Annotated in this window: 23 protein-coding genes and 4 pseudogenes; 14 read left to right on the top strand and 13 right to left on the bottom strand. The window is 70.1% G+C overall.

Annotation, left to right across the window (positions count from 1 at the left end; all coding sequences use genetic code 11):
- Positions 1-68 precede the first annotated feature (68 nt).
- From ACODNG_RS05060 to ACODNG_RS05040, 5 genes and pseudogenes are all read left to right on the top strand, one after another.
- Positions 69-938: a helix-turn-helix transcriptional regulator gene (locus ACODNG_RS05060; RefSeq protein ID WP_434522682.1), complete on the top strand. Its 870-nt coding sequence runs from the start codon at positions 69-71 to the stop codon at positions 936-938.
- A 218-nt stretch (positions 939-1156) separates the two neighbouring features.
- Positions 1157-2374, top strand: coding sequence for an ABC transporter substrate-binding protein (locus tag ACODNG_RS05055; protein ID WP_434522681.1), 1218 nt, complete (start codon positions 1157-1159; stop codon positions 2372-2374).
- 4 nt (positions 2375-2378) lie between these two features.
- Complete coding sequence (locus ACODNG_RS05050) at positions 2379-3491, top strand: FecCD family ABC transporter permease (protein WP_434522680.1); 1113 nt, start codon at positions 2379-2381, stop codon at positions 3489-3491.
- 16 nt (positions 3492-3507) lie between these two features.
- Positions 3508-4522: pseudogene (locus ACODNG_RS05045) on the top strand (ABC transporter ATP-binding protein).
- A 45-nt stretch (positions 4523-4567) separates the two neighbouring features.
- A complete protein-coding gene (locus ACODNG_RS05040; RefSeq protein WP_434522679.1) occupies positions 4568-5002 on the top strand; it encodes a VOC family protein in 435 nt (144 codons plus the stop codon).
- A 31-nt stretch (positions 5003-5033) separates the two neighbouring features.
- Here the strand turns inward: ACODNG_RS05040 and ACODNG_RS05035 are convergent, their stop codons facing one another.
- Together ACODNG_RS05035 and metG are read right to left on the bottom strand one after the other, a co-directional pair.
- Positions 5034-5243 (bottom strand): hypothetical protein, encoded by a 210-nt coding sequence (locus tag ACODNG_RS05035; protein ID WP_434522678.1) that lies wholly within the window; start codon positions 5241-5243, stop codon positions 5034-5036.
- A gap of 74 nt (positions 5244-5317) precedes the next feature.
- Positions 5318-7465, bottom strand: coding sequence for a methionine--tRNA ligase (gene metG, locus ACODNG_RS05030; RefSeq protein WP_434522677.1), 2148 nt, complete (start codon positions 7463-7465; stop codon positions 5318-5320).
- A gap of 416 nt (positions 7466-7881) precedes the next feature.
- Here metG and ACODNG_RS05025 point away from each other — a divergent pair, with 416 nt between their 5' ends.
- Positions 7882-9624: a histidine kinase N-terminal 7TM domain-containing protein gene (locus ACODNG_RS05025; RefSeq protein WP_434522676.1), complete on the top strand. Its 1743-nt coding sequence runs from the start codon at positions 7882-7884 to the stop codon at positions 9622-9624.
- Between the two features lie 30 nt (positions 9625-9654).
- Here ACODNG_RS05025 and ACODNG_RS05020 read toward each other — a convergent pair whose 3' ends face one another.
- The 7 genes from ACODNG_RS05020 to ACODNG_RS04990 form a co-directional block, all read right to left on the bottom strand.
- Entirely contained in the window at positions 9655-10569 is a 915-nt protein-coding gene (locus tag ACODNG_RS05020) for a thiamine-phosphate synthase family protein (protein WP_434522675.1), read from the bottom strand.
- Positions 10569-11192: a dCTP deaminase gene (dcd, locus tag ACODNG_RS05015; RefSeq protein ID WP_434522674.1), complete on the bottom strand. Its 624-nt coding sequence runs from the start codon at positions 11190-11192 to the stop codon at positions 10569-10571. The genes ACODNG_RS05020 and dcd overlap by 1 nt, the downstream gene beginning before the upstream one ends.
- Positions 11193-11259: 67 nt before the next feature.
- Complete coding sequence (locus ACODNG_RS05010; RefSeq protein WP_434522673.1) at positions 11260-12003, bottom strand: YIP1 family protein; 744 nt, start codon at positions 12001-12003, stop codon at positions 11260-11262.
- A 78-nt stretch (positions 12004-12081) separates the two neighbouring features.
- The gene (locus ACODNG_RS05005) at positions 12082-12729 is read right to left on the bottom strand and encodes an NfeD family protein (protein WP_434522672.1); all 648 of its coding nucleotides are present in this window, start codon (positions 12727-12729) and stop codon (positions 12082-12084) included.
- 109 nt (positions 12730-12838) lie between these two features.
- On the bottom strand, positions 12839-13153 hold the full coding sequence (locus ACODNG_RS05000) for a DUF7312 domain-containing protein (RefSeq protein WP_434522671.1): 315 nt from the start codon (positions 13151-13153) through the stop codon (positions 12839-12841).
- A gap of 103 nt (positions 13154-13256) precedes the next feature.
- The gene (gene pyk, locus ACODNG_RS04995) at positions 13257-15014 is read right to left on the bottom strand and encodes a pyruvate kinase (RefSeq protein WP_434522670.1); all 1758 of its coding nucleotides are present in this window, start codon (positions 15012-15014) and stop codon (positions 13257-13259) included.
- Positions 15015-15711: 697 nt separating this feature from the next.
- Positions 15712-16647: a thiazole biosynthesis protein gene (locus tag ACODNG_RS04990; RefSeq protein WP_434522669.1), complete on the bottom strand. Its 936-nt coding sequence runs from the start codon at positions 16645-16647 to the stop codon at positions 15712-15714.
- Positions 16648-17130: 483 nt separating this feature from the next.
- Here ACODNG_RS04990 and ACODNG_RS04985 point away from each other — a divergent pair, with 483 nt between their 5' ends.
- The 5 genes from ACODNG_RS04985 to ACODNG_RS04965 all read left to right on the top strand — a co-directional run bounded on the left by ACODNG_RS04985 (position 17131) and on the right by ACODNG_RS04965 (position 18617).
- Positions 17131-17397 (top strand): 50S ribosomal protein L37, encoded by a 267-nt coding sequence (locus ACODNG_RS04985; protein WP_048078289.1) that lies wholly within the window; start codon positions 17131-17133, stop codon positions 17395-17397.
- A gap of 3 nt (positions 17398-17400) precedes the next feature.
- Positions 17401-17535 (top strand): DNA-directed RNA polymerase subunit P, encoded by a 135-nt coding sequence (locus ACODNG_RS04980; RefSeq protein ID WP_007994536.1) that lies wholly within the window; start codon positions 17401-17403, stop codon positions 17533-17535.
- 25 nt (positions 17536-17560) lie between these two features.
- Positions 17561-17818 (top strand): KEOPS complex subunit Pcc1, encoded by a 258-nt coding sequence (locus tag ACODNG_RS04975; protein WP_434522668.1) that lies wholly within the window; start codon positions 17561-17563, stop codon positions 17816-17818.
- Between the two features lie 120 nt (positions 17819-17938).
- Positions 17939-18325 carry a prefoldin subunit beta gene (locus ACODNG_RS04970; RefSeq protein ID WP_434523059.1) on the top strand — a complete coding sequence of 129 codons (387 nt, stop codon included), beginning with the start codon at positions 17939-17941 and terminating at the stop codon, positions 18323-18325.
- 4 nt (positions 18326-18329) lie between these two features.
- Positions 18330-18617: a DUF3194 domain-containing protein gene (locus ACODNG_RS04965; RefSeq protein WP_434522667.1), complete on the top strand. Its 288-nt coding sequence runs from the start codon at positions 18330-18332 to the stop codon at positions 18615-18617.
- A gap of 88 nt (positions 18618-18705) precedes the next feature.
- Here ACODNG_RS04965 and ACODNG_RS04960 read toward each other — a convergent pair.
- From ACODNG_RS04960 to ACODNG_RS04945, 4 genes and pseudogenes are all read right to left on the bottom strand, one after another.
- Positions 18706-19261, bottom strand: a pseudogene (locus ACODNG_RS04960) (GMP synthase subunit A).
- A gap of 104 nt (positions 19262-19365) precedes the next feature.
- Positions 19366-20871, bottom strand: coding sequence for a tRNA pseudouridine(13) synthase TruD (truD, locus tag ACODNG_RS04955; RefSeq protein ID WP_434522666.1), 1506 nt, complete (start codon positions 20869-20871; stop codon positions 19366-19368).
- Positions 20872-21210: a peptidyl-tRNA hydrolase Pth2 gene (pth2, locus tag ACODNG_RS04950; protein WP_017342511.1), complete on the bottom strand. Its 339-nt coding sequence runs from the start codon at positions 21208-21210 to the stop codon at positions 20872-20874. It lies immediately after the preceding gene.
- 119 nt (positions 21211-21329) lie between these two features.
- Positions 21330-21449: pseudogene (locus tag ACODNG_RS04945) on the bottom strand (capsular biosynthesis protein CpsH); the annotation flags it as partial.
- 103 nt (positions 21450-21552) lie between these two features.
- On the opposite strand from ACODNG_RS04945, the gene ACODNG_RS04940 reads away from it, so the two are divergent.
- From ACODNG_RS04940 to ACODNG_RS04930, 3 genes and pseudogenes are all read left to right on the top strand, one after another.
- A complete protein-coding gene (locus tag ACODNG_RS04940) occupies positions 21553-22002 on the top strand; it encodes a cupredoxin domain-containing protein (RefSeq protein WP_434522665.1) in 450 nt (149 codons plus the stop codon).
- Positions 22003-22116: 114 nt separating this feature from the next.
- Positions 22117-22950, top strand: a complete 834-nt coding sequence (locus ACODNG_RS04935; protein ID WP_434522664.1) for a sulfite exporter TauE/SafE family protein — start codon at positions 22117-22119, stop codon at positions 22948-22950.
- Position 22951: 1 nt separating this feature from the next.
- A pseudogene (locus ACODNG_RS04930) lies at positions 22952-25556 on the top strand (heavy metal translocating P-type ATPase).
- Positions 25557-25615 lie beyond the last annotated feature (59 nt).

Genomic DNA, 25615 nt, shown 5'->3' with positions numbered 1-25615 from the left:
GCGCCTCCCGTGACGACACCGGCGGAGGGAAAGTGATTTAGGCCGACCTAAACAACGGGCGATAACCGATGACGATCGCAAACGAAGGAACGGTCACGGCGGCGGGAGACGACGCCTACCGTGCTGGCGACGCGATCGACGCGGTGGCCTTCCTCGCCCGCTCGAAACACCGCGTTCGGGTGCTCGAACTGCTCGACGACGGGCCGCGAACCCGGGAGGAGATCGCCGCAAGGACGGACGCGACGCGCGTGACGCTCAGCCGTATCCTCGGCGATCTGGAGGACCGCGGCTGGATCGACCACGACCACGCGAACCGGTCGTACGCGCTGACCCGGTTCGGCCGGCTCGTGTTCGGGGACTTCTCCCGGCTGCTCGGAACCGTTTCGGTCGGCCGGACGCACCCCGACCTGGTGAACCGCCTGCCGACGGAGTGGTTCGGGTTCGACCCGCGGTGTCTCACCGACGCGGAGCGCGTCGCCGCCGAAGCGGCCGACCCCCTGGCGGCGGCCCGCGTCGTCGCGAACGCGATCCGCGAGGCCTCGTCCTGCCGGTCGCTGCTCGGGACGTTCATCGCGCTCCCCATGTACTCGGCCGAGGCGGCCGTTCGCGCGGGGGACGCCCTCGACGGGGCCGTCGTCTTCGACTCTAACGTCACCGCGACGATGCTCGACGACCCCGACCTCCGGTCCCGGTGGAAGCAACTCGAAGCGGCCGCCGACGGCCACTTCTACTACGGTACCGACGGGACAGTCCCCTGTAGCATCGACCTGATCGACGGGACGGCGTTCCTGACGATCGACCGCGAGGACGAGCGCGGCTTCGATATTCTCCGGACCGACCAACCCGCCGTCGTCGAGTGGGCGGAGGAGACGATCGCGCGTTACCGCGCCCGGGCGACCCCGCTCGCGCGGCTGGCCGACGGCACGGACCCCGAGTAGCCTGCTGACCGCGGACGAGTTCCCTTCTAATTCCGTCGATCTCCGCACGTCGCCGACCGTGAGCGACGCGAACGCGCCGATCGACGCCCGCTCGAAGGATTTCCGTGACCCCCTGGCGCGAAGGTCCGTTCGATCGTTCACGGCGTGAACGCGACGCCACGCCGCATTACGGTGAACGCGAGGAATCACTATCACTATTTAGGCCAACCTAAATCCGTATGCCACGAAGGCGTCAGCTGTTGGCTGGAACCGCTGGATTTGTTGCTGCCGGGTTCGCCGGCTGCCTGAACGAGACCGACGGATCGACCGCCGGCGGGACGAACGACTCCGCGGGAGGAGACGGCTCCGCTACCGAGGCGACGGACGACGACTCCTCCGGGGCGGACTCGAGCGGGACCGACCCCTACACGGTGGAGATCCACCCGCACGGCGAGTTTACCTTCGAGGAGGTGCCCGAGACGTACTCCGTCATCCCCAGCGTCTTCCTCGACATCGGGATGGCGCTCGGCAAACAGCCCGTCGCGGCGACGGATATGGCCCGCGCGCCCCGGAAGCTCTACGACATCCTCCCTGACGTCACCCTCGACGAGGAGGCGATCATGGCCCTCGCCGCCGCCTCCGAGTCCGGCTACGACAAGGAGAACTTCTACGCGGCCGACCCCGACGTCAACCTCATCGACCCCCGGTCGCTGGGTCGGTTCACCGACTGGGACGACGCCGACATCCAGGAGATCGAGGACACGACGGGTCCGTTCATCGCCTCCGAGATCCGCTTCGGCCCGACGCACCCGTTCGGCTACGAACAGGACACCTACTACGAGCTGTACGACGTGTTCGAGAAGGTCGCGACGGTGTTCCAGCGGCAGGAGCGCTACCAGCAGTGGGTGTCGCTCCACGACGAGTTCATGTCGAACATCGAGTCCGAGCTGCCGCCGGAGGAGGAACGCCCCTCGGTCATCCCGCTGTGGCGCGGCATTGATCCGACCGGCGGACAGTTCTACCCCTCGCCGATCCACCAGTACCAGAATCAGACCCTCCCGCTCTATCGGCTCAGGCTGGAGGACGGCTACGACGCCGACATCCCCGGCGGCGGCACCATCGGCTACGAAGAGCTGCTCGAACACGACCCCGACTACATCGCCGCCGTCGGTTCGTTGATCTCCAACACGCACGAGGAGTTCGTCTCGAACATCGTCGAGCCGTTCGAGAACGATCCCAACGGACAGGACCTCACCGCCGTCCAGGAGGGGAACATCATCCGGATCGGCGGTCAGTACCAGGGCCCCATCGTCGACATGTTCGCCACGGAGGCAGTCGCCAAGCAGATTTGGCCCGATCGCTTCGGAGAGTGGCCCGGTCCGGTCGAGGACGTCCCCGAGGAGGAGCAGCTGTTCGACCGCCAGCGCGTCAGCGACATCATCAACGGGAACTTCTAGCGAGATGACACAGGTACTCGACCGGCTCGCAAAGCTGCGCTCGGCGGGCGCCGACTGGTACGCCACCTCGAAGCTCGCAGTGATCGTCGCCGGCAGCCTCGCCGTGTTGCTGGCGTCGACGATACTCCAGGTGAGCTTCGGCGCGTACCCGCTGTCGCTGGGCGAGGCGTGGCGGACCGTCTTCGACGCGGGGGTACTGTTCAGCGGCGATATCTGGCGGTGGGCGTTCCTCGGCGCGTCGGTCCCGGAGTGGCTGACTCGCCAGCAGATCGTCGTGTGGAACCTGCGGCTGCCGCGCATCCTCGTCGGCGCGCTCGTCGGCGCGAACCTCGCGGTCTCCGGCGCGCTGTTCCAGATCATCACGCGCAACGAGCTCGCCAGCCCCTACATCCTCGGCGTCAGCGACGGCGCCGGACTGGTCGTGTTGCTCACGCTCACGTTCTTCTACGGACTCATGCCGGTCCTCCCGCTGTTCGCGGCGGTCGGCGGCGGGCTAGCGTTCCTGCTCGTGTACGCCATCGCGTGGAAGAACGGGACCAGCCCGGTTCGGCTGGTCCTCGCCGGCGTCGTGGTCGGGACCGTCTTCGGCTCCGTCCAGCGCGCGCTGTTCTTCTTCGTCGACGACCTCGGCGTCGCGATGGCCGCGCAGGCGTGGCTCTCCGGGACGCTGCTGAACGCGGGCTGGCAGGAGGTGCGGATCGCGCTCCCGTTCACCGTCGTCTCGATGGTGCTCGCGTTCGCGGTCACGCAGGAGCTGGACGTGCTGGCGCTCGGCGAGGACCGCGCGGACTCGCTGGGGATGCCCGTCGAGAAGGTCCGGTTCGGTATCGCCGGGATCGGCGTGCTCTCGACGGCCGCCGCAATCGCGGTCGCGGGTCTCATCGGCTTCGTCGGGCTCATCGTCCCGCACATGGTCCGGAACATCGTCGGCAGCGACGCGAAGCTGCTGTTGGCGGGCTGTCTGTTCCTCGGCCCGGCGCTCCTCGTCAGCGCGGATGTCGGCGCGCGGCTCGCGTTGAGTCCGGTCCAGCTGCCGGTGGGCGTTATCACCGGCATCGTCGGCGGCCCGTACTTCCTCTACCTGATGCGGAAGAAGACCAACCTGGGTGAAGTCTGATGAGCGACGGACAGCAATCGGAGATCGATCGGGAGTCGACCGCCGAGATCGGGAGCGAACGAGATCCGGTCGACGGCGCGGCCGAGATCGGGAGCGAACGAGATCCGGTCGACGGCGCGGCCGAGATCGGGGACGACCGACGACCGACGGACGGGACCGCCGAACGCGACGGGGCACCCCCGATCGGTCTCCGCGGGAGGAGGCGGCCGACTTCAGCGGGAGCGACCTGGTCTTGGGCTACCCCGGCCTGGACGACCCCGTCATCGACGGCGAGTCGATCGCGGTCCCGCCGGACGAGGTGACCGCCCTCATCGGCCCGAACGGGAGCGGGAAGAGCACGCTCCTGAAGGGGCTCGCGGACAAGATATCGCCCGACCCCGGCACCGTCCTCGTCGACGGTCGGCCAATCGACGCGTTCGGGTCGAAGGAGCTGGCGCGCACGCTGGGCCTGCTTTCACAGGAGAACGTCGTCCCCACCGGCATCTCGGTCGAGGACCTCGTCGAGCGCGGGCGCTACCCGTACACGGGATTCTTCGACTCGCTGTCGGACGAGGACCGCGAGGCCGTCGACGAGGCGATCCGGCTCGCGGGGATCGACCACCTCCGCGACCGCGACGTCGACAGCTTAAGCGGCGGCCAGAAACAGCTCGTCTGGATCGCGATGGCGATCGCGCAGGACACGGATGTCCTCCTGCTCGACGAGCCGACGACGTTCCTCGACCCGCAACACCAGCTGGAGGTGATCCGAGATCGTCGAGACGCTCCGCGACGAGAGCCGGATCACCGTCGTGCTCGTCCTCCACGACATCGCGCAGGCCGCGCGGTACGCCGACCACGTCGTCGCGCTCAAGGACGGCTCGACGCGCGCCCGCGGCCCGCCAGAGGAGGTGATCACGGAGCGGCTGCTCGCCGACGTGTTCGAGATCGACGCGGCGGTGCTGGACACCGAGTACGGGATTCAGGTCGTCCCGCAGAACCCCCTCGCTGACGACGCGGTCCCTCCGACCGGCGACCCCCGGACGCCCGATTAACGCGGGGTCGACACCGTTTTCTCGGCCACCGGCGACTCACGGGCTGTGTCCGACCCAACCGCGCACCACGTCGGGATCACCGTTTCCGACCTCGACCGTGCCGTCGAGTTCTACGTCGAGACGTTCGACCTCGACGTCGTCAGCGAGTTCTCCGTCGGCGGCGACGCCTTCGCCGAGGCGGTCGACGTCGAGGACGCGTCGGCCGAGTTCGCGCACCTCGACGCCGACGGCGTCCGCGTCGAACTCGTCGCGTACGACCCCGCCGAGGAAGCGGGCGACGGTCCCACGGCAGACGCTCCCGCCCTGAACCGCCCCGGCGCGACGCACCTCGGCCTCACCGTCGACGACGTGGAGGCGTTCTACGCCGACCTCGCGGACGATGTCGAGACGCTCAGCCCGCCGCGCACGACCGAGAGCGGGACGACGATCCTGTTCGTTCGCGACCCGGAGGGGAACCTGATCGAAGTGCTCGACGCCTGATCCGGTCGAACCATCCGCGACTCCGCGGCGACTACCGCTGGTTCGCCTCGCGCATCACGAGCAGCGTCACCGGGACGCTCGCTGCGACGAGTCCGTACGCGCCGCCGAGGATCGGTTCGACGCCGAACTCGGGAGCGAGCAGGTAGCCGGCGGCGAAGCCGATCGGATCGAACACGACCGCGAAGAGGGCGATCTGTGCCTGAAACGAGAGTGCCTCGAACCAGCGGGGAAGGAGAGACATTGCGGTCGGGTATCCGATGGTCAGTCAAATAAAACTTCGAGAAACCCCTCCGCCGCAGTTCACTGCCGTCCTATTCACTTCACCTTCGTGCCCGGCGCGGCGTCCTCGTAGGTCGTGAGGAGGTCGGCCTCCTCGCCGGCCGCGAGGACCATGCCGTTCGACTCGACGCCGAACAGCTCCGCCTTCTCCATGTTCGCGAGCACGATCACCTTTGTGTCGGGGAGTTCGTCGACGTCGTGGAGCTGCTTGAGTCCCGCCACGATCGTCCGGGTCTCCGCGCCGAGGTCGACGGTGAGCTTCACGAGGTCGTCGGCGCCCTCGATCCCCTCTGCCTCGTCGATCCGGCCGACGCGGACGTCCAGTTCCTGGAACTCGTCGAAGCTGATGCGGTCGTCGCTGAGGGGTTCGATGTCGGTCATGTCGGTGTCGTCGGCTTCGTCAGCGTCCGTTTCGCTTTCCTCGTCGTCCTCGTCGTCGCCCTCCGACTCGGCGACGCGCGCTTCGAGCTTCTCGTTCAAGGCCTCGACGCGCTCGTCTTCGATCTGCTCGAACAGCTCGGTCGGCTCGCTCAGGTCGCCGGCGGGACCCTCGCGGGCCGCCTCGACCGTCGCGTCGTGGACCGACCCCGGCTCGCCGAGCTGCTCCCAGAGGCGCTCGCTCTTCTCGGGCGCCAGCGGCTCGAAGAGGACGGCGATCGCCTTCGCGAGCGCGACGCAGTCGTAGATGACCTGCTCGGCCGCCTCCGGGTCCTCGTCGACGAGCTTCCACGGCTCGTTGCGCTGGATGTACTCGTTGCCGAACCGCGCGAGGTCGGTGACGGCGTCGCCCAGCGCCCGGACCGAGTAGTCGTTGACGGCGGCCGCGACGTCGTCGATCGCCTCGTCGATCCGCGCCGCCACGTCGTCGCTCGGGGCGTCGGCGTCGGGACCGTCCTCGTAGTTGCGGTGGGCGAACAGCAGCGAGCGGTAGAGGAAGTTGCCGACGGTCCCCACCAGCTCGGTGTTGACGCGCTCGGCGAACTTCTCCCACGAGAAGTCCACGTCCTGCTGGAACCCGCCGTTGGTCGCGAGGTAGTAGCGCAGCGGGTCGGGGTGGAACCCCTCCTCGAGGTACTCGTCGGCCCAGACCGCGCGGTCGCGGCTGGTCGAGAACCCCTTGCCGTCGAGGGTGACGAAGCCGCTCGCCATCACCGCGCGCGGCTCCGCGTGGTCGGTTGCCTCCAGCATCGCGGGCCAGAAGATCGTGTGGTGCTGGATGATGTCGCGGCCGATCACGTGGACGATCTCGCCGCCCTCGGGGTGGTCGTCGCTGACGCCCTCCTTCCAGGCCGCCTCCCAGTCGAACGCGTCGCTTCCGACGCGCTCGGAGTACTGCTTCGTCGAGGCGATGTACTCGATCGGGGCGTCGACCCAGACGTAGAGGACCAAATCCTGTTCGGCGGTTTCACCGCCTTTCCGAGGCGACTCCGTCGCCTCGCCGCCGGGGTAGTCGATCCCCCAGTCCATGTCGCGGGTGATACACCAGTCCTGAAGCCCCTGTTCGATCCACTCGCGGGGCTGGTTCCGGGCGTTCGAGGTGCCTTCGAGGCGGTCGAGAAAGCCCGAGAGGTACTCCGAGAACTCCGAGACCGCGAAGAACTTGTGGGTGCGCTCGCGGTACTCCGCGGGGTTGCCGGTGATCGTCGACTCGGGCTCTTCGACCTCGCCGGGTTCGAGGTGGCGCTGGCACCCCTCGTCGCACTCGTCGCCGCGAGCGTGCGCGCCGCAGTACGGGCAGGTCCCCTCGACGTAGCGGTCCGGGAGGTACTGGTCGTCGACGGGGTCGTACGCCACCATGATCTCCTTCTCGTAGAGATGGCCGGCCTCGTCGAGGTCGCGGACGAGCTGCTGGGTCAGCTCCGTGTTCGTCTCGTCGTGGGTGTGGCCGTAGTTGTCGAACTCGACGTTGAACTTCGGGAACGTCTCGGCGTATTGCTCGTGCCAGTCGAGCGCGAATTTTTCGGGGGAGACGCCCTCCTGCTCGGCGTTGACCGCGACCGGGGTGCCGTGCATGTCGGAGCCGGAGACGAACGCGGTCTCCTGGCCGAGTCGTTCGAGCGCGCGGCTGTACACGTCGCCGCCGACGTAGGTGCGGAGGTGACCGATGTGGAGGTCGCCGTTGGCGTACGGCAGTCCACAGGTCACCACCGCGGGACGGTCGGTGGGGAAGTCGTCGTGGCTCATGTGGTGTGTGTATCGAGTTGTCGTGGATACGGGCCTAAAGCCCGCTGGTTCGGGACCGGCGAGCGTCGCGGATCCGCGAGGATCGCGCGTCGCCGCTATCGAGGTCCGCGAGAGGTTCGACGGTCCGGGCGCTGCCGAGAGGCGACGGAATTCGCCGCGGCGTCGGCGCCGGCCGCGCTACCGGCCGTCGGCGACGCGACGGGTCCGCCCGCCGCTAGGAGAGGCGCATCCGCATACCGAAGCGCCCGCATCGGGTCACGTCCGTCGATCCGAACGGTCAGTGCTAAAACCTGTCGGCGTCGGCGGGAACGACCGGGCGTTAAAGCGGCGATCGACGGTTCGAACACCGTTATCACAGGGCGTAACCACGGGCGCCACTTTAAATACCGAACCGCCGTCCGTTCGACCGAACACGAATGGACTGGCAGACGACTCCGTACGCGCTTCTGCTTTTCCTCACGTCGCTGACAACGCTCGCGTTGGGTCTGTACGGCGTCGTCTCCGTCGACGAGGAGAACCGGACACCGACGGTCCTCGCCTTCGTCGCGGTGTGCGTCTCGGCGTCGGTATGGGCCGGCGCCTACGGCGTCCAGCTGGCCGCGCCGACGCTCGACGCGAAGCTCGCGGCGTACGGAGTGTTACACGTCGGCTCGACCCTTGTCGGTCCGGCGTGGCTCGCGTTCGCGGTGAGCTACGCCGGTCGCTCCGATCTCCTCACCCGAGTCTCCGTCGCGGCGATGGTCGCGATCCCGACCGCGCTGCTCGTCGCCTTCCTGACGAACCCTGCTTCGCTGGTGTTGACCGACGTGTCGCTTGTCACACGGGGAACGACGGCGCTGCTCGAGACTGAAAAAGGGCCGCTGTACCAGCTGAACCTCGCGTACACGTACCTGATCATGACCGCCGGCGTGGCGCTCATCCTCTCCGAGTCGCTCCGCTCCGGGCGGCGCGTCCGCCGGCAGGCCGGGCTGATGGTGGCAGGGGTGATCGTCCCGCTCGCGATGTACGTGCTTCACATCCTCTCGGTCGGGCCGTTCGGCGCGGTCGGCGAGGTGAACCTCACGCCCGTCTCGCTGGGGGTCTCGACCGTGCTGTTCGGGGTCGCGCTGTTCCGGTACCGGCTGTTGGACCTGACGCCGATCGCGTCGCGCGTCGTCCTGTCGCAGATCGGCGACGGGGTCGTCGTCCTCGACCGAAGCGGCTCGATCACCGACGTGAACTCCGCGACCGAACGGCTCTTCGGCGAGCGCGAACGGCTGCTCGGCACCCCGCTCTCGGAACACGTCCCGGAGTACGGCGGCCTCGACGGTCTCGACGCCGACGAGTCGGTCCTCGTGACGGTCGAGACGGACGAGCGGGGGACGGAGGCGCACCTCCAGCTGACCCGGTCCCCGCTCGACCGCGGCGGGACCCGGTACGGCTGGGTCGTTCTCCTCCGAGACGTGACGGAGCTCGAACGACAGCGTCTGGAGCTCGAACGCAAGAACGAGCGGCTGGACTCGTTCGCGTCGGTGGTCTCGCACGATCTCCGGAACCCGCTCTCGGTCATCGACGGCTACGCCGAACTCGCGCAGGACACCGGCGACCCCGAGCACCTCACCGTGATCCGGGACACGGTTTCGCGGATGAACGACTTCCTCGAGGACCTGCTCCAGCTCTCCCAGCACGGCGACACCGTGACCGATCTCCGGACGGTGTCGCTCGCGGCGGTCGTCGGAGACGCGGCGGAGTCGATCGAGGACCCAGACCTGACCGTCTCGATCGTCGGCGACGCGCGGCTGACCGCGGACCGCGCGCGGCTCCGACAGGCCCTCGACAACCTCTTTCGAAACGCGCGAAATCACGTGGACGGCCCGGTCTCGGTGACGGTCGGCCCGCTTCCCGACGGGTTCTACGTCGAGGACGATGGCCCCGGCATCCCGGAGACGGACCGCGAGCAGGTCTTCGATGTCGGATTCACGACGCGGGAGGAGGGGACGGGACTCGGGCTCTCGATCGTCCGCGACATCTTCGAGGCGCACGGCTGGTCGATCGCGGTGACGGGAGGATCGACGGGCGGCGCCCGGTTCGAGGTCACGGGCGTCGAGGTCGAGAGGGATGGTGAAGCGGAGACGGACACCGAGGCGGAGGCGGGAATTGAGGCCGAGACGGGCGAGTAGAGCGAGCGGACAGAAAACGGCGCTTGCCGCTCAGATCAGCCCGCGGACGATCCGCGTCGCGTCGGCCGCGGTGGGCGCGAGGACGTAGACGATCGGCTCGACGCCGACCGCGCCGGTCTGGTACAGCACGAGCGTCTCCGCGTCCCCGCTCGCCGGGAGGTCGGCGGCCGCGACCGCGTCGGCGACCGCCTCGCGGGTCGGTCGCTCGGCGTCGAACTCGACCGTCGGGTGGTCGGCGCCGAGGGTGTCGACCGTTTCGGGTTCGTACCGGAGGTTGACCGCGCCCCGGACGTCCGCGCCCGCCTCGCGCGCCGCGAGCAACACCGTCGCGACGTGTTCGCTCACGCCGAACTCCGGCTCGCCGGGGACCATCGCCCGGCCCTTCACGTCGACGAGCCGACCCGGGACCGCGGCGACATCGTCGACGGTGGCCGCGTCCGCGAGGCACTCCGCGACGTTCGCGCCGACGTTCGGGATGAGTCCGGCGAACCCCGAGGCGTTCGTCAGGGTCCGCAGTCCCCGTCGGACCGAGGTGAGGACGCGCTCGCGCTCGCGGAGGCCGCTGTCGGGGTCGTGGACCGAGAACTCCACGTCGGCGTCGGCGAGTGCGGGCATCGCCTCCTCGTGGAGATCGGCGAGCAGGTCGCCCTCCTCCAGCTGGCGGATCAACACCTCGATCTCGACGAGTGCGGCCACCGGGGTGAGGTCGCCGCTCGCCAGCCCCTCGCCGACGCGCTCGACGAGTTCGCGCACGCGCTCGTCGGCGACAATTCGGTCGTGTCTGGCCACGTCGCCGGCGGCGTACTTCGAGACCGCCGACTGCGAGATGCCGAGCGCGTCGGCGACCTCCAGCTGGGTGAACCCCCGTTCCCTGAGGTCCTCCGCGAGCATCGAGCGGACGGTCGGCAGGAACTCGTCGACGACGACCTCCTCGATGAACCTCATCAGTCTTCACCCCCCGAACGTCCCGCACGCCCGCCGCCGCTCTCGCCCGCGAACTCGGGGTCGTCGCCGATCCGGGAGGCCTGCGGCCCGTCCTGCCCCTGGTACTTGGAGCCGCGCTCGGCCCCGTACGGGCGCTCGGCGGGGCGTTTCAGCTCCGTGAAGGTGAGCTGCGACACGCGCATGCCCGGGGAGAGCGCCACCGGGGCGGTCCCGAGGTTCGAGAGTTCGAGGGTGATCTGCCCCTCGTAGCCCGGGTCGCACAGGCCCGCGGTCGCGTGGACGACGATGGCGAGCCGGCCGAGCGAGGAGCGCCCCTCGACGTGCGCGACCAGGTCGTCCGGGATCGAGACGCGCTCGACGGTCGTCCCGAGGACGAAGTCCCCGGGGTGGAGGATGAACTCGTCGCCCTCGGGGACGGTCGTCTCCGTGACGTACTCGCTCACCTCGCCCGCGTCGGTCGGGTGGATACAGGGGATGTTGGTGCGCTGGAACTCCAGGAACCGCTCGCCGAGCCGCAGGTCGACGCTCGCGGGCTGGACCTGCTGATCGACGTCGTCGAGCGGCTCGATCGCGAGGTCGCCCTCGGCGAGCCGGTCGAGGATGTCGGCGTCCGACAGGATCATACCGAGAGGGGGAGCGCCGGCGGGTTAAAAACTCCCGAATCCGCGGTCGCGGGCAATCCGTCGGCGTTTAGACCGCCGCGAGCAACAGCGCGATCGCGGCGAAGAACGTCGCCACGCCCGCCGCCGCCCCGCGACTGAGGTCGTGTTCGGCCTCCAGCCCGCCGACGACAACGACCCACTGGATCGCGATCCCGACCGCGGACGCGACCAGCAGCGGTCCCGTTGCGCCCGTGATCGCGGCGACGATGTCGCTCGTGAGCGCGTCGAACGTCGACCCCGCGATCGCCGCGTTCGAGAGCGCGTACCAGATCGCGGCGAGCCCGACGGCGAGCCGGAGCAGCTCGACGCCGATCGCCCACCCCGCGATCACGAAGGAGTCGCCGACGGAGCCGGAGCCGCCGGCGACGAGCGCCCCGACGTGGAGCGCGAGCGCGAACATGATCCACCAGAGCGGCACGCCCAGCAGGCCGTAGTGGATGTAGCCGCTCGCGGCGTCGCGCAGCTCCTCCCCCGCGTCGACCTCTATTTGCTTCGGCTCGTCGCACTGGTCAGCGAGCACGGAATCGGAGTCGTCCCCGAACGTCTCGCACGTCGACTCCGGGGGCCGATCGGGGTTATCGACGGTGATCTGCTGGTCGACTGTCGCGTCGAAGACCGCTCCGAGCGCGAGGATCCCGACGGTGGTGCCGATCGTGACGACGACCAGCATCGCGACCGCGACGGCCCCGGATCGAGGGGAGCCGAAGGCGTCGCGAACGCGGTCGAGGACGCTACCGGGCAGACTCGCGAGCGCGGCGAGCGGGGAGGGCATGACCGGACGGTCTCGGCCGACGGACAAGTGTTTTTTCGCTCGCGGGGGGACCGGAACCGGCGTTCCGCTCAGACGGCGTCATTCCCGTTCGAGTTCGGTCTCCGGATCGGCGTCGCGGTCGCTCGCGTCGGCGTCGCGGTCGCCGCCGCCCTCCGCGGTCTCGGCCTCGCTCGCGGCGGCCTTCCGGGCGCGGTCGGCGGCCAGTTCGCGGTCGATGTCGTCCTCGACGTACCCCATCGACTCGACGGTGACGACGTTGCCGCCGCCGGGGTCGACGACCATCACCTCCTCGCCCTCGTCGATCTCGCCGTCTATCGACCGGGCGGAGTAGTGGGGATTGAAGCCGCCGCCGGCGAGTTTCACCTCGCCGCCGGTGGGTGTCACCCGCTCCGTGACGGTCCCCGTCTTCCCCTTCAGCGAGTCGCTGTCGGTGGTCTGTTGTTGGCCCTTCCCGCCGTAGAGGTCGAACTCGTGGTAGCCGTAGAAGGCGGCGGCGCCGAACACGAGCGTCAGCACCGCCATGAAAAGCGTGAGGAGGGCGCCGGCGACGCCGAACGCGGTCAGTAGTAGCCCCCCGAGTCCCGCGCCGATGAGCGCGATGCCGACGACGATGAAGTTCGCTCCCGGCGCGAGCGCCTCGGCCATCGAGAGCAACAGCCCCGCTGTCAGGAGCAAAAGCGGGAGAGTGTCCGGAGAGAGGAGCCCGGACTGTACGAGCGCGTCCATATCCTGTCCTACGGCCGCGGCCTGATAAGTGATGGTGAGCGCGGCCGCGGCGTCCCTTGAGTCGTCGACGCTCGCCGGCGTGGATCGCCCCGGCCGGCGGTGCCCGCGTTCAGAACCCAACCAGCAGCACGCCGACGGTGAGCGCCACCCCGAGGACGACGAACGCCGCGTGTTCGAGCTCGACGTCGCCCGGCTCTATCGGCTCGTCCGCCGGCGTGGCGGTGTCTTCGGTGACGCCGTCCGGGCCGACGTCGTCGACCGAGAAGCGCCACTCGCTCTCGTCGTCCGCGGTCTCGTTGCCGGCGTCGTTGGCCCGACTCCTCTCGCCGGAGACCGAGGCGTCGTCGCCGGGGCGCGCGGTCTCGTCGCCGGCGTCGGCGCTCGAACTCCCGTCGCGGGCACCGTCGCCGGATTCGTCGCTCATGGACGCCCGTACGCGGTTCCGCGATAAATGGCTGGCGGGCGCGGTCGCCGTCCGCCGGGTGCGGGCGCCGTCTGGCGGGTGCGATCTCCGGCCGACAGGGGGTCTACCGCTTCCGGGCGGCGGCGATCACGTCGCCGTCGTACACGACGCCGCGCTCGCCGTCGACGGTCACCGTGGTCCCGTCCGCGACCGAGTCGGGTAGTCGGGCGCCGGAGACCATCGGGACGCCGAGTTCGCGGGCGACTACGGCGGGGTAGCCGGTCATCCCCTCGCGGGCGTCGATGACCCCGGCGATCCGGTCGAGGTCGCCGGAGAACTCCTCGTCGAAGTCGGGACCGAGCGCGACGACGGAGCCGTCCGGCAGCGCGTCGATGTCGCCGTCTTCGGTGCGGTGGACCGGCGCAGAGACGTGGCCGGCGACGACCGCCTTGCCGGTCACGAGCGTCTCGGCGGCGATGTGAACCTTCAGGGTGTTCGTCGTGTTCGTCCCCTCGAACTCGGTGAGCATTCCGGAGAGGACGACGAGGGTGTCCCCCGACTCGGCCCCGCCGCGGTCGAGCGCGGCGTCGACCGCGTTGTCGAGGATCCCCTCCATGTCGTGCGCGTACTCCGTCAGCACGGGGCGGACGCCCCACGAGAGCGCGAGCTGGCGGCGGACGCGGTCGTTCGGCGTCGTCGCAACGACCGGGACGCCCGGGCGGAACATGGCGGTCTTGCGCGCGGTGAAGCCGGACTCGGAGACCGCGACCACCGTCGAGGCGCCGATGTCGCGCGCGAGGTAGCGCGCCGAGCGCGCCAGCGCCTCCGTACGCGACCCCTCGTCCGCGGTCGGGACGCGCTGTTCGCGCGTCTCCGCGTACTCGTCGCTGGACTCGACCTGGCGGACGATCCGGTCCATCGTCTCGACGACGTTGACGGGGTCCTCGCCGATGGCGGTCTCGCCCGAGAGCATCACGGCGTCGGTGCCGTCGAGGACGGCGTTGGCCACGTCGGAGGCCTCCGCGCGGGTCGGCCGCCGCGAGGAGACCATCGAGTCGAGCATCTCCGTCGCGGTGATGACGGGGACGCCCTCGTTGACGCAGGTCCGGATGATCCGCTTCTGGATCACCGGCACGTCCTCCAGCGGGCACTCGACGCCGAGGTCGCCGCGGGCGACCATCACGCCGTCGGCGGCGTCGACGATCTCCTCAAGGTTCTCGACCGCGCCGGCGCGTTCGATCTTCGCGACGATCGGGATGTCGCCGCCGCCGCGGGCCTCCAGCTCGTCGGCGATCTTGTACACGTCGTCGCCATCGCGCACGAAGGAGGCGGCCACGAAGTCCGCGTCGGTCCGGGCCGCGAGGTCGAGTTCGGCCTCGTCCTCGGGGGTGATCAGGTCGACGTCGATGGCGACGCCCGGGAGATTCACGCCCTTCCGCGAGCTGAGCTTCCCGCCGGAGAGGACGGTCGCAACCACGGACTCGCCGTCGACGCGCTCGACGCGGCACTCGATCCGGCCGTCGTCGAGCAGGATCGTGTCGCCCGGCCCGGCGGCCGCGATGGAGTGGGTGAGACCGACGCGCTCGGGAGTGGCGTCGTCGCCCTCGACGAAGGTCACCTCGGACCCGGTCGCGAGCTGGATCGGTTCCTCCAGCTCGGCGGTCCGGACCTCAGGTCCCTTCAGGTCGACCATCACCGCGAGCGGGTCGTCGATCTCGTCGTCGACGGCGCGGGCGCGCTCGATTACGGTCTCTCGGTGGTCGGTCGTTCCGTGGCTGGCGTTGAGTCGGACGACGGACATCCCCGCGTCCGCGAGGCCGCGGATCGTGTCCCGGTCGTCCGAGGCGGGACCGATCGTACAGACGATCTTGGCGTTTCGCATATCGGCGGCTTCGGCGCATGGCCGGAAAAAGGCATCCGGTTGCGTCGCTCCCGAGTCAACGTTCGTGAACGAACGGTCGCGCCGCGGGTTTCGGATCCGGTGTGCGGCGACTGTTTATAAACAGACGAAGCGGTCGGCGCGTGCCTCCGAGTGGCCGCCGAAGGCGGCCGCGAGGAGCACGCGCGAGGGACGCGGTGAGCGACGGGCGACCGAAGGGAGCCCGGAGCGAACCGCGAGGCTGGGGAGGCGTGAGGCGCGGTCGCGGTGCTGTGCGGGGTGGGACTCAAAGGGGCAGTCACGAGGCGGGCGCAGGCGTTCACGAGAGCGAAGCTCTCGTGAGCCAATCAGAACGCGAAGCGTTCTGATGACGACGTAAGCACCGCAGCGAAGGAGCGGCAGCGACTGAGCGAGGAGCGTGGTTCGAGAGAGCTTCGCTCTCTCGTCATCGCCGGAAATCGGAGATTTCCGGCTAGCAGTCAGAACGCGACGCGTTCTGACGACATCACGAAAGGCGCTCCGCGCCTTTCGAACGACAGCGAGCGTGCGCCCGCCTCGCGACTGGGGCTTTGGCGGTCTCCCGGCCAACAGCAATCACGTATCACCGGGGGACTGGAGCTTTGGAGGGGAGGTTGCCGGCGCGTCACCGGTGACCTATATACGAGCGACTGCGGTTTTGCCCGTCCGGTAGATTTGTTTATCAGTCGTCGGCGGGGGCGGGCGCGCTGCCGGTCGAGAGGCTCACCTCGGGCGCGTCCACCTCCAGCTCGTCGAGGGCGGACTGCGCGGCGCGCTTGCCGGAAACGAGCATCGCGCCGAACGTCGGTCCCATCCGCGGGAGACCGTGTGCGGTCGCGACCGCCATGCCCGAGGCGATCAGGCCGTCGTGGACGACGCCGGTGTGCTCGACCACGGCGTCCTCGCTCTCGCCGACCCACATCGAGTCGTGGCCGGGCGAGTCGTGGCCGGGCGCGCCGTACTCGCCGTCGCCGGTCTGGTCCATGCCGGTGTTGTGCTCCTTCGCGTGCTCGATGCCGGGCGCCGAGAGGACGCCGCGCTCGTCGAGCTTGCTGATCGCGACCGCGTCGTGGCCGGTCGCGTCGATGACGAGGTCGGACTCGACCGCGATGGGGTCGACGCAGGTGATCTCGCGCGGGAGCGCGTGGACCGGCGTCCAGTTCATCACGATGCCGCCGACCCGGTGGTCCTCGCGGACGACGAGGTCGGTGAACTCGGTCATGTTCTGGACGCGCGCGCCGGCGTCGCAGGCCGCCTTGATCAGCCCGGAGCAGGCCTCGGGGCCGGGGGCGGTGTAGAGCCCGTCGACGTCCTCGACCGGATCGTAGTCCACGTCGAGGTCGTCGAGGATCTCCTGTGCGGGGTCTCTGACGGTCACGGTGTTCATCAGAAACCCGCCGAGCCAGAACCCGCCGCCGAGGTAGTTGTTCTTCTCGACGATCATCACCTTCACGCCGCGCTCGGCCAGCTCCTTCGCGGCCATCAGGCCGGAGGGACCGCCGCCGAGGATGATCACTTCCGAGTCGGTGAACTCGAGGAACCCGTCGGTCCACTCGGTGCCGATCGCTCTCGTTACGTCGGTCTCGCTCACGTCCGCGAAGCCGTTGAATCCGTCCATACAACTTAGTAGTATTACTTGGTTGTGAAATGTGTTGCGGTCGATACGCGGCCGTGTTTATAAGACGTGACGGTGAGACGGCGACGAACACCGCCAAATCCCCAGCCGCTCGGCGATACGTGGCCGACTGCGGATCGGTGGAAAACGCCTCCAAAGCCCCAGCCGTGAGGCGGGCGCACGCTCGTTGCGGTCCTCAGTCGGTCGCTGACGCTCCCTCCTTGCGGTCCTTACATCGCCTGCGCCCGCCTCACGGCTGCCCCTTTGAGTCCCACCCCGCACAGCACAGCAACCGCGCCTCACGCCTCCCCAACCTCGTCAGCCGGCGCGTAGCGCCGGCGACCTCGCGCGTGCGACTCGCGCCCTGCGGGCGCTCGTCGGCACGCGCCACCACTTCCATCACCCGTGTTCCATCGTCGCCGCGGGTGTTTCCGACCGCCGCAACTCGCAGCCTTTTTACCTGCGCTGGCGGTAGAAGTGGCTACTATGGCTGAGGACAAGGCTCGAAGCACCGGCAGCGCGGGCCGATTCGGCGCCCGCTACGGCCGAGTCGCCCGCAAGCGGGTCCAGGACATCGAAGCGGAGATGCGCAACGCGACCGTCGACGGCGACGACGTCACGCGCAAGGGTACCGGCATCTGGGTCAACGAGGAGACCGGCGAGACGTTCACGGGCGGCGCGTACCGTCCCGAGACGCCCGGCGGTCGCACCGTCCGCCGCTCCATCCGCGCCGCGCTCGCCGACGAGGAATAGGTCATGAGCTACAAGTGCTCCCGCTGTAAGCGCGACGTCACCCTCGACGAGTACGGCGGCGTGCGCTGCCCGTACTGCGGCCACCGCGTCCTCCTGAAGGAGCGCGGCGGCGACATCAAGGAAGTCGACGTCGAGTAACGCCGTCTTTCCCCTCCACCGGACCGTGACGGCGACGCGCGCACACGAGACGGTCCTATCCTTCACCTACCCCTCCGAGCGACGCGCCCGCGTCGTAGCCGACGCCCTCGGTCCCGAGGTCGGCGAGATCGACGACGCCCGCTCGACCGCGACCGTCGACCGCGAGGGCGACGCGGTCCGGGTCCGCGTGCTCGCCGACGACCTCGTGGCCCTCCGCGCCGGCGTCAACAGCTGGTCGCGCCTGGTCGGCGTCGCCGAGCGCGTCGGTGCGGGAGGCGAATAATTCCACCGCGTCACCGTCGATAACACCCGTCTCCGGGGCTGTCCCGCCCGGACCGCTCGTCGTCGGAGAAGTCGGGGGTTTTTCCGTCCGGGCCGCCTCGTTCCGCCCATGCAAGGGAACATGCCGCCCGAGGCACAGGAGAAGATAGAGGAACTGCAGGAGCTTCAGGAGACCGCACAGCAGGTCGCCGAGCAGCGGGAGCAGGCCCAGAGCGCGCTCAACGAGTCGAAGACCGCCCTCGACGCCCTCGAAGACGTCGACGAGGACGCGGGCATGTACCGAGAGATCGGCGAGGTCCTCGTCGAGACGGACTACGAGTCCGCCTACGACGACCTCGAGAACAAGGTCGACTCGCTCGAAGTCCGCGCCGAGCAGCTCGAAAAGCAGGAGGAGCGCGTCGAAGAGCAGTTCGACGAACTCCAGAGCGAGCTCCAGCAGATGCTCCAGGGCGGCGCGGGCGGCGGCGGCCCGATGGGACCGGGCGGCCCGGGCGCCGGCGGCGCGTAAGGCCGTGACCGACGACGGAACCGACGGTTCCGAGGCGGCCGCGGCGGACGCGGAGCCGAGCGACGACGAGGTCGTTCGCACCGCGGCCGAGGCGGCCGAAGGGATCGTGTTCAAACACTACGACCAGTCGACGGTCACGGACTTGGACGTCACCGTCACGTTCGAGGAGGGCGTCCTCGACGTCGACGTCTACCTCAACGCGCCCGAGGACGCCGAACCGGACCGGGAGGCGGTCGCGCAGGAGGCGGTCGAGACCGCGGGCGAGGCCGTCGACGAACTGTTCGAAGCGTAGGCGCTCGCCGCTCGATGCTTTTTGCTCCCCGTCGCTTTCCCGACCGCGACCCGTAGGTGTGCGGTTCGCGTGCGTTAGCGACTCGCCTTCACGCCGACTCGCAGATCGCGACGAAGTTCTCGAAGACCTCCTCGCCGCGCTCCGTGTGCGCGACCTCCGGGTGCCACTGGACGCCGTACAGCCCCGCGTCCGGGTCGGCCATCGCCTCGATGCCGCAGACGTCGGAGGTGGCGGTGCGGGCGAACCCGTCGGGAAGCTCCGTCACCTCGTCGGCGTGGGAGGCCCAGACGCGCGTCTCCGGCGCGAGCGAACCGACGAGCGGGTCCTTGTCGTCGACGATCTCGACGTCGACGTCGGCGTAGCCGCCGTAGTCGCCCTCGCCGACCGCGCCGTCGAGTTCGCTGGCGATCAGCTGCGATCCCGAGGCAGATCCCGAGCACGGGCACGTCGCCGTCGAGGTAGTCCGGGGCGTTGCCGACGCGGTCCATGTCCGGGCCGCCCGAGAGGACGATCCCGTCCGCCTCGACCTCGTCGGCCGGCGTCTCCGCCGAGATTATCTCGGTATCGACGCCGAGGTCGCGGAGCGCCCGCCGTTCGAGGTGCGTGAACTGGCCGTGGAGGTCGATAACGACGATCCGGGTCATGGCCCCGATTGACGGTTCCCGCACAAAAGCGCCTCGGAACGGCTGGCAGTATCGTGGTGGTTTCGACCGCTGAATTCGTTCAGTAGTACACGGATGTGGATCGATCAGAGGTCGAGTGGGCCGCGCTTCGTGAACTCCCGGAGCAGCACGGTCGCGTACGAGCCGCTCGGGAGCGCGAACCCGAACCGGGGGTCCCCGCCCTCGAACGTCACGTCGAGGTCAGTACGGAGGAGAATCGCCCGCCGGGTGCCGCGGGAGTCGAACTCTCCGGGGAGCGCGAAGTCGCCCGGCTCGACCCCGACGTCGGCGAGGACCTCGCGCTCGATCTCTCCGGGTTCGCCGTCGCCGAGTTCCGTCTCGGTGCCGACGAGCGGCGCGGTGACGAACGCTCGCCCGCGCTCGCAGTGCCGCGAGACGACGTCGACCCGGTCGGCGTCGACCCGCTGAAGCCGGTCGGTGTCCGGCGCGTACAGCTCCTCGGGCGCGTCGCCGTCGGCGAAACAGACCACGTCGCCCGCGACCGGACGGTCGAACGGGAGTCCCCGTCGCAGCCGCTCGCTGACGAACCGGTTGAAGCAGAACGACTGCGCGGCGTTGACGAACAGCCGCTGGAGGTTCGAGGGGACGGCCTCCAGCGCGTGCCACCAGTCGTCGTGGTCCGCCGGCGCGTCGGGGGCGACGCCGCGGTCCGCGAGCCGGTGGACCATCGAGCGCTCGAACCGGAGCTTGCCGGGGATCGCGTCGAGGCAGGCAGCCCAGTCGCCGTCGCCCGTGCCGTCAGCGGCGGAGCGTTCGGCCCCTCCGGCCGCGTCCGAGTCGGCGACGCCGTCCGCGACTGCGTCGTCCACCCCGAACGCGGCGTCGACGCGGTCGCGCGCGGCTCTGGTGTCGTCCGGCTCCGTCTCCGACGGATTGCCGGCGTACAGCCGGACCGCCTCGCGGGGGTCGTTCCGGGCGATCGCGAGTCCGACGACGTGCGTGACCGGTCGCCGGCTGCCGAACCGCTGCTGGCCGAAGTAGTTCGGGACGCCGACGGTCGCGCCGATCGGGAACTCCCGCTCGGCGGCGGGGAGGTCTCCCACGTCGTCGCCGCCCGCGAACCACCGGAGGTCACGAACCGCGGCGGCGACGCGCTCGGGGGCGTCCTCGACCGCGTCCGCGACCCGGATCTCGAAGGCGTTGCCGGCGAGGTCGCCGAACGAGAGGCTCCGCCCCGCCCGGCCGAGCGCCTCGACCTCGGCGCCGCGGATCTCGGGGAGGTCCTCGGCGTCGACCCCGCGGACCGTGAACAGCTGCGTGGTCACGGCGCGCTTGTCCTTCGTCCCCGCCCACGAGACGCGCTCGCGGCTGACACCGAGCGCGTCCGAGAGCCGGCGCGCGAAGTCGTTCGTGTCCCAGTCGCGGAGCGTCGCCCGGATCACCAGCTCGGGGTAGCTTCCGGTGTCGGCGTCGAGCGGCTCCGCATCGAACGCCTCCAGCTCCCGGACCCGGAAGTCCTCTGGCGACTCGCGGAGTCGCCCGCCGATCCCGTCGGCGTCGCTGACGTAGTACTCGATGCCGACCGCGCGCTCGGTCGGATGCGCCTCGCGGAGGGTGTGCTCGGGAGCCATTCAGTACAGCGAGAGGTCGCCGGTGACGCGGTCGACGCTGTCGTCGCGGGCCGGCCCGACCGCGAGCGCGGTGACGGTGCCGGGCTCCAGTTGGGTGTGGCCGGCGTCGCGGACGATCGCGTACGGGAGCCCCTCCTTGTCCGCCTTGTCGGCGAGTTCGAACAGCTGGCTCTCGGAGTCACCCTTGAGGACGACCTTCTTCTGTCCCTCGCCCTGCCACTTCTTCCGCGCTCGCTTGCCCGCGTCCTGGTAGGCCGACAGCGACGCGTGCGCGACCTGCGCGGCGAGCTTCCCCTCGCCCATCCCGATGTCCGTCCGGGCGACGATGGCCTGTTTCATGTCTCGTCTCACCGCGGCCGCGGGTTTAGCGCTTTGCTCTCGGTGGCCGTGCCGGCGGCTTGCGGGCACGAAGCGGCGAAAAGGACCTCCGAGAGCGACGGCGACCGCGCCACGGTCGATCAGTCGTTGGCGGGCGCCGCGCCGGTCCAAGAGGCCGGACCGAGACCGGGCGCCACGTCGGCGACCGTGCGCTCGTTGTCGACGACCCACCGCAGCAGGAGGAACGCGAAGAGATATTTCTCGTCGCGGTCGGGGTTGTCGCGGTCGGGTCGCGACGGTTCGCCGTTCCCACGCGGCGGGGTCGACCGCGATATTAAAACCGTTCAGGTCCCCAGATGCGGTATGTATCGCAGACGGTTCCTCCGGGAGGTCGGTGCCGTCGGGAGCGCGGCTGCGACCATCGGTCTCGCTGGGTGCGCCCGCGTCGGCGGTGAACCGGACCACGGCGACGGCGACGAACCGGATCACGACGTCGGCATGCTCGCCACCGCGTACCGACCGCGAGAGATAACGGTCTCCGTCGGCGAGACCGTCGTCTGGGAGAACACGAGCGCGCGCAGCCACACGGTCACTGCCTACGAGAACGCGATCCCGGACGAAGCCGAGTACTTCGCCTCTGGCGGGTACGACGGCGAGGTGGCGGCCCGCGAGGCCTGGGCGGGGGAGTTCGGGGGGCGGTTGGAGACCGGCGACCGCTACTCGCACACCTTTGCGGTCCCCGGCCGCTACGAGTACGTGTGTCTCCCCCACGAAAACGGGGGGATGATCGGAACCGTCGTCGTGGAGGAGTGAGTCGCGCGTGACCCGGTCCGACGCCTGCGCCCGACAAACCGCGGCCCGCACCGCTGATTCCGGCCGACGAAACCCCTTCCCGCCTGCGCGCCGAACGGGAGGTGACTGAACTCCATGGCCCTCTCGCCGCTCCTCGGGACCGACGCCCTGCTGTTCGTCGCGATCGGGCTGCTCGGCGGCGCCCACTGTATCGGCATGTGCGGCCCGCTCGTCACCGTCTACGCGAGCCGGATGGACGCCGAGGGCGGTCGGACCGACGGCGGCGGAGCGGGCGCCGCGCGCGCCTCGGACGCGGCGACCGGTCGCGAGGGGCACCTAACCACCTACGAGGTCCGCCAGCACGCGCTGTTCAACCTCGGACGCGCGGCGAGCTACGCGACGATCGGCACGGCCCTCGGCGCGCTCGGCGGCGCGGTCCTCGTCACGGCCGCGACCCTGACCGGCGCCGCGGAGGCCGTCCGCGGCGGGGTCGGACTCCTCGTCGGCGCGGCCGTCGTCCTCGTCGGGGTCCGGTACCTCCTCGGCGGCGCGACCGGCGGGGTCCACCTCCCCGGACTCGAACGCGTCACGGGGTGGCTCACGGGGTACGTCGACCGGCTCGCGAACGGTCCGGGAATCGTCGCGCTCGGCGCGGTTCACGGGCTGCTCCCCTGCCCGATCCTCTACCCGGCGTACCTGTACGCGTTCGCCAGCGGTTCGGCGGTCGCGGGCGGGGTCGCGCTCGGCGCGCTCGGACTCGGGACGATCCCCGCCGTCTTCGCCTACGGGACGCTGATCGAGAGCGTCGACCCCGTCCACCGCCGCCGGGTCCACCGGCTGCTCGGCGTCGCGTTCGTCGCGCTCGGGTACGTGCTGTTCGCGCACGGGCTGATGTCGATCGGGATCCACGTGCCGCACCCGAGCCTCCCGTTCTGGAACCCGCTCGACGCCGGTATGGGGGCGATGTGAGATGAGCGGGGGAACCGACGCGTCCCCGGGCGCGGGCGGCGACGCGTCCGAGGACCCGGGCGTCTGTACGCTCTGCGAGCTCCCGACCGAGGGCGTCGACGTGACCGACGACGACGGCAACCGGTTCTGCTGTACGGGGTGCCGCGACGTGTACGGCGCGCTCGGCGATGTCGACGTGGACGCCGACGCGGTCCGCGAGCGCCGGAAGGAGCGGGGAGACGACGGGAGCGACGCCGACGCCCTCGGAGCGGACGCGACGACCGCCGCCGAGGCCGAGGCCGACGCCGACCGCGAGGTCCCCGAAGGCCACGAGGCGACGTTTCTGGAGGTCGACGGGATGCGACTGCGCGACCTGCGAGGCGTTCATCGAGACGGTGGCGACCGACGCGGAGGGCGTCAGCGGCGCGAGCGCGAGCTACGTCACCGACACCGTACGGATCGACCACGACCCCGACGCCGTCACGATCGACGACCTCACGGACACCGTGAGCGGGCTGGGGTACAGCGCGTACGCCCGCGACGACGCCTTCTCGCGGCGGCAGGCGAACAATATGGCGACCGCGCGGCTCGCGGCGGGCGTCCTCGTCGGGATGGCCGTCATGCTACAGTACATCGTCTTAATCTACCCGACGTACTTCGCGTTCCCGTTCTACGACGAGCGGACCCTCACGTACCTCAACGAGGCGATGGCCTCGACCTCCGGGACGTACTTTTTCATCGTCATCGGCGTCCTGACGACCATCGTCTTATTTTTCACCGGGAAGCCGATCCTGCGGGGCGCGTACGTCAGCGCGAGGACGCGCTCGCCGAACATGGACCTCCTCGTCGCAATCGCGGCGGTGAGCGCGTACCTCTACAGCACGCTCGCCGTGATCTTCGTCGAGTCGCCCTCCATCTACTACGACGTGACCGTCGCGATCATCGTCATCGTCACGGTCGGCAACCACTACGAGGACTCGGTGAAAGAGCGCGCGACGGAACTCCTCTCCGAGGTCACCGCGGTCCAGGTCGAGGACGCGCGGCGGCTGACCACGGACGGCGAGACCGAGTCCGTCGCCGTCGAGGCGCTCGAACCGGGAGACCGTCTCCTCGTGCGCGCCGGCGAGCGGGTCCCGGTCGACGGCGAGGTCGTCGACGGTGACGCCGCGGTCGACGAGTCGGTCGTCACCGGCGAGTCGCTCCCGGTCCGGAAGGTCGCGGGCGACGCGGTCGTCGGCGGCTCCGTCGTCGCGGACGGCTCGCTCACGGTCGCGGTCGGCCCGGACGCGACCTCCAGCCTCGACCGCGTCGCGGAGCTGGTGTACGACCTCCAGAGCGGGAACCACGGCGTCCAGAAGCTCGCGGACCGGCTCGCGACCGTCTTCGTCCCGGCGGTCCTCGTCATCGCGGCCGTCGCGGCCGGGGCGTCGCTCGCGCTCGGCTCCGCGCCGACCGACGCGATGCTCGTCGGGCTGACGGTGCTCATCGTCTCGTGTCCCTGCGCGCTCGGGCTGGCGACCCCGCTCGCGGTCGCCGCCGGGATCCGCGACGCTCTCGAACGCAACATCGTCGTGTTCGACGACACCGTCTTCGAGCGGATCCGCGAGGCCGACACGGTCGTCTTCGACAAGACTGGGACGCTGACGACCGGCGAGATGCGACTGATCGACCGCGAGGTCGACGACGACCTGCTTCGGCTCGCGGCCGCGCTCGAATCGCGGTCCGCGCATCCGGTGGGGCAGGCGATCGCCGCGGCGCGCTCGGCGGCGGACGCGCTCGACGCCAACGCCGACCCCGACGAGGCGACCGACGACGGCGCGACGCCGGCGGTCGCCGACGGCGGCGCGGAGGCGGTCGACGCGCCGACCGACGAGGGGGACGGTCCCGCGGTCGAGTCCTTCGAGGGCCACGCCCGCGGCGTCTCCGGCGTCGTTGACGGCGTCGAGGTCGTCGTCGGCCACCCCGACCTGTTCGACGAGCGCGGCTGGACCGTCCCCGACGGGATCCGCGAGGCGGTCGCCGACGCGCGCGACGTGGGGCGCGTCCCGGTCGCGGTCGGCCGCGACGGCGCGGCGGAGGGGTTCGTCGTGGTCGGCGACGAGCTGCGAGAGGGCTGGGAGGAGACGGTGACGGCGCTCGACCGCTCCGGCGTCGAGGTGATCGTCCTCACCGGCGACGACGAGCGCGCCGCGACCGTCTTCGCCGAGCACGACGCGATATCGTCGGTGTTCGCCGGCGTGCCGCCGGAGGGGAAGGCCGAGGCTGTCGGGCGGCTGAAGGTGCGGGGCGTCACCGTGATGGTCGGCGACGGTACCAACGACGCGCCGGCGCTCGCCGCCGCCGACCTCGGCATCGCGCTCGGCGGCGGCACCGCGATGGCCGCCGACGCCGCCGACGTCGCCATCGTCGACGACGATCTCGGCTCCGTGGCGACCGTCTTCGAGCTCGCCCGGGCGGCGGGCCGGCGCGTGAAGGGGAACATCGGCTGGGCGTTCTGCTACAACGCGGTCGCCATCCCGCTCGCGGCGACCGGCCTCCTCAACCCCCTCTTCGCCGCGGTCGCGATGGGCGCGTCGAGCCTGCTCGTGGTGACCAACTCCTCGCGGGCGCTGCTCTCCGGGGACTGAGCCGCGGCGCTCGCGGCCGCGAAGTGCTGGGCGGCGGTCGAACTCGCCCGGTTCCGAGC

Source organism: Halorubrum sp. AS12 (genome assembly GCF_051122765.1).
GTDB lineage: Archaea > Halobacteriota > Halobacteria > Halobacteriales > Haloferacaceae > Halorubrum > Halorubrum trapanicum.
Note: the sequence above shows the minus strand (reverse complement) of the source record. Positions and strands in the feature narration are given on the sequence as shown.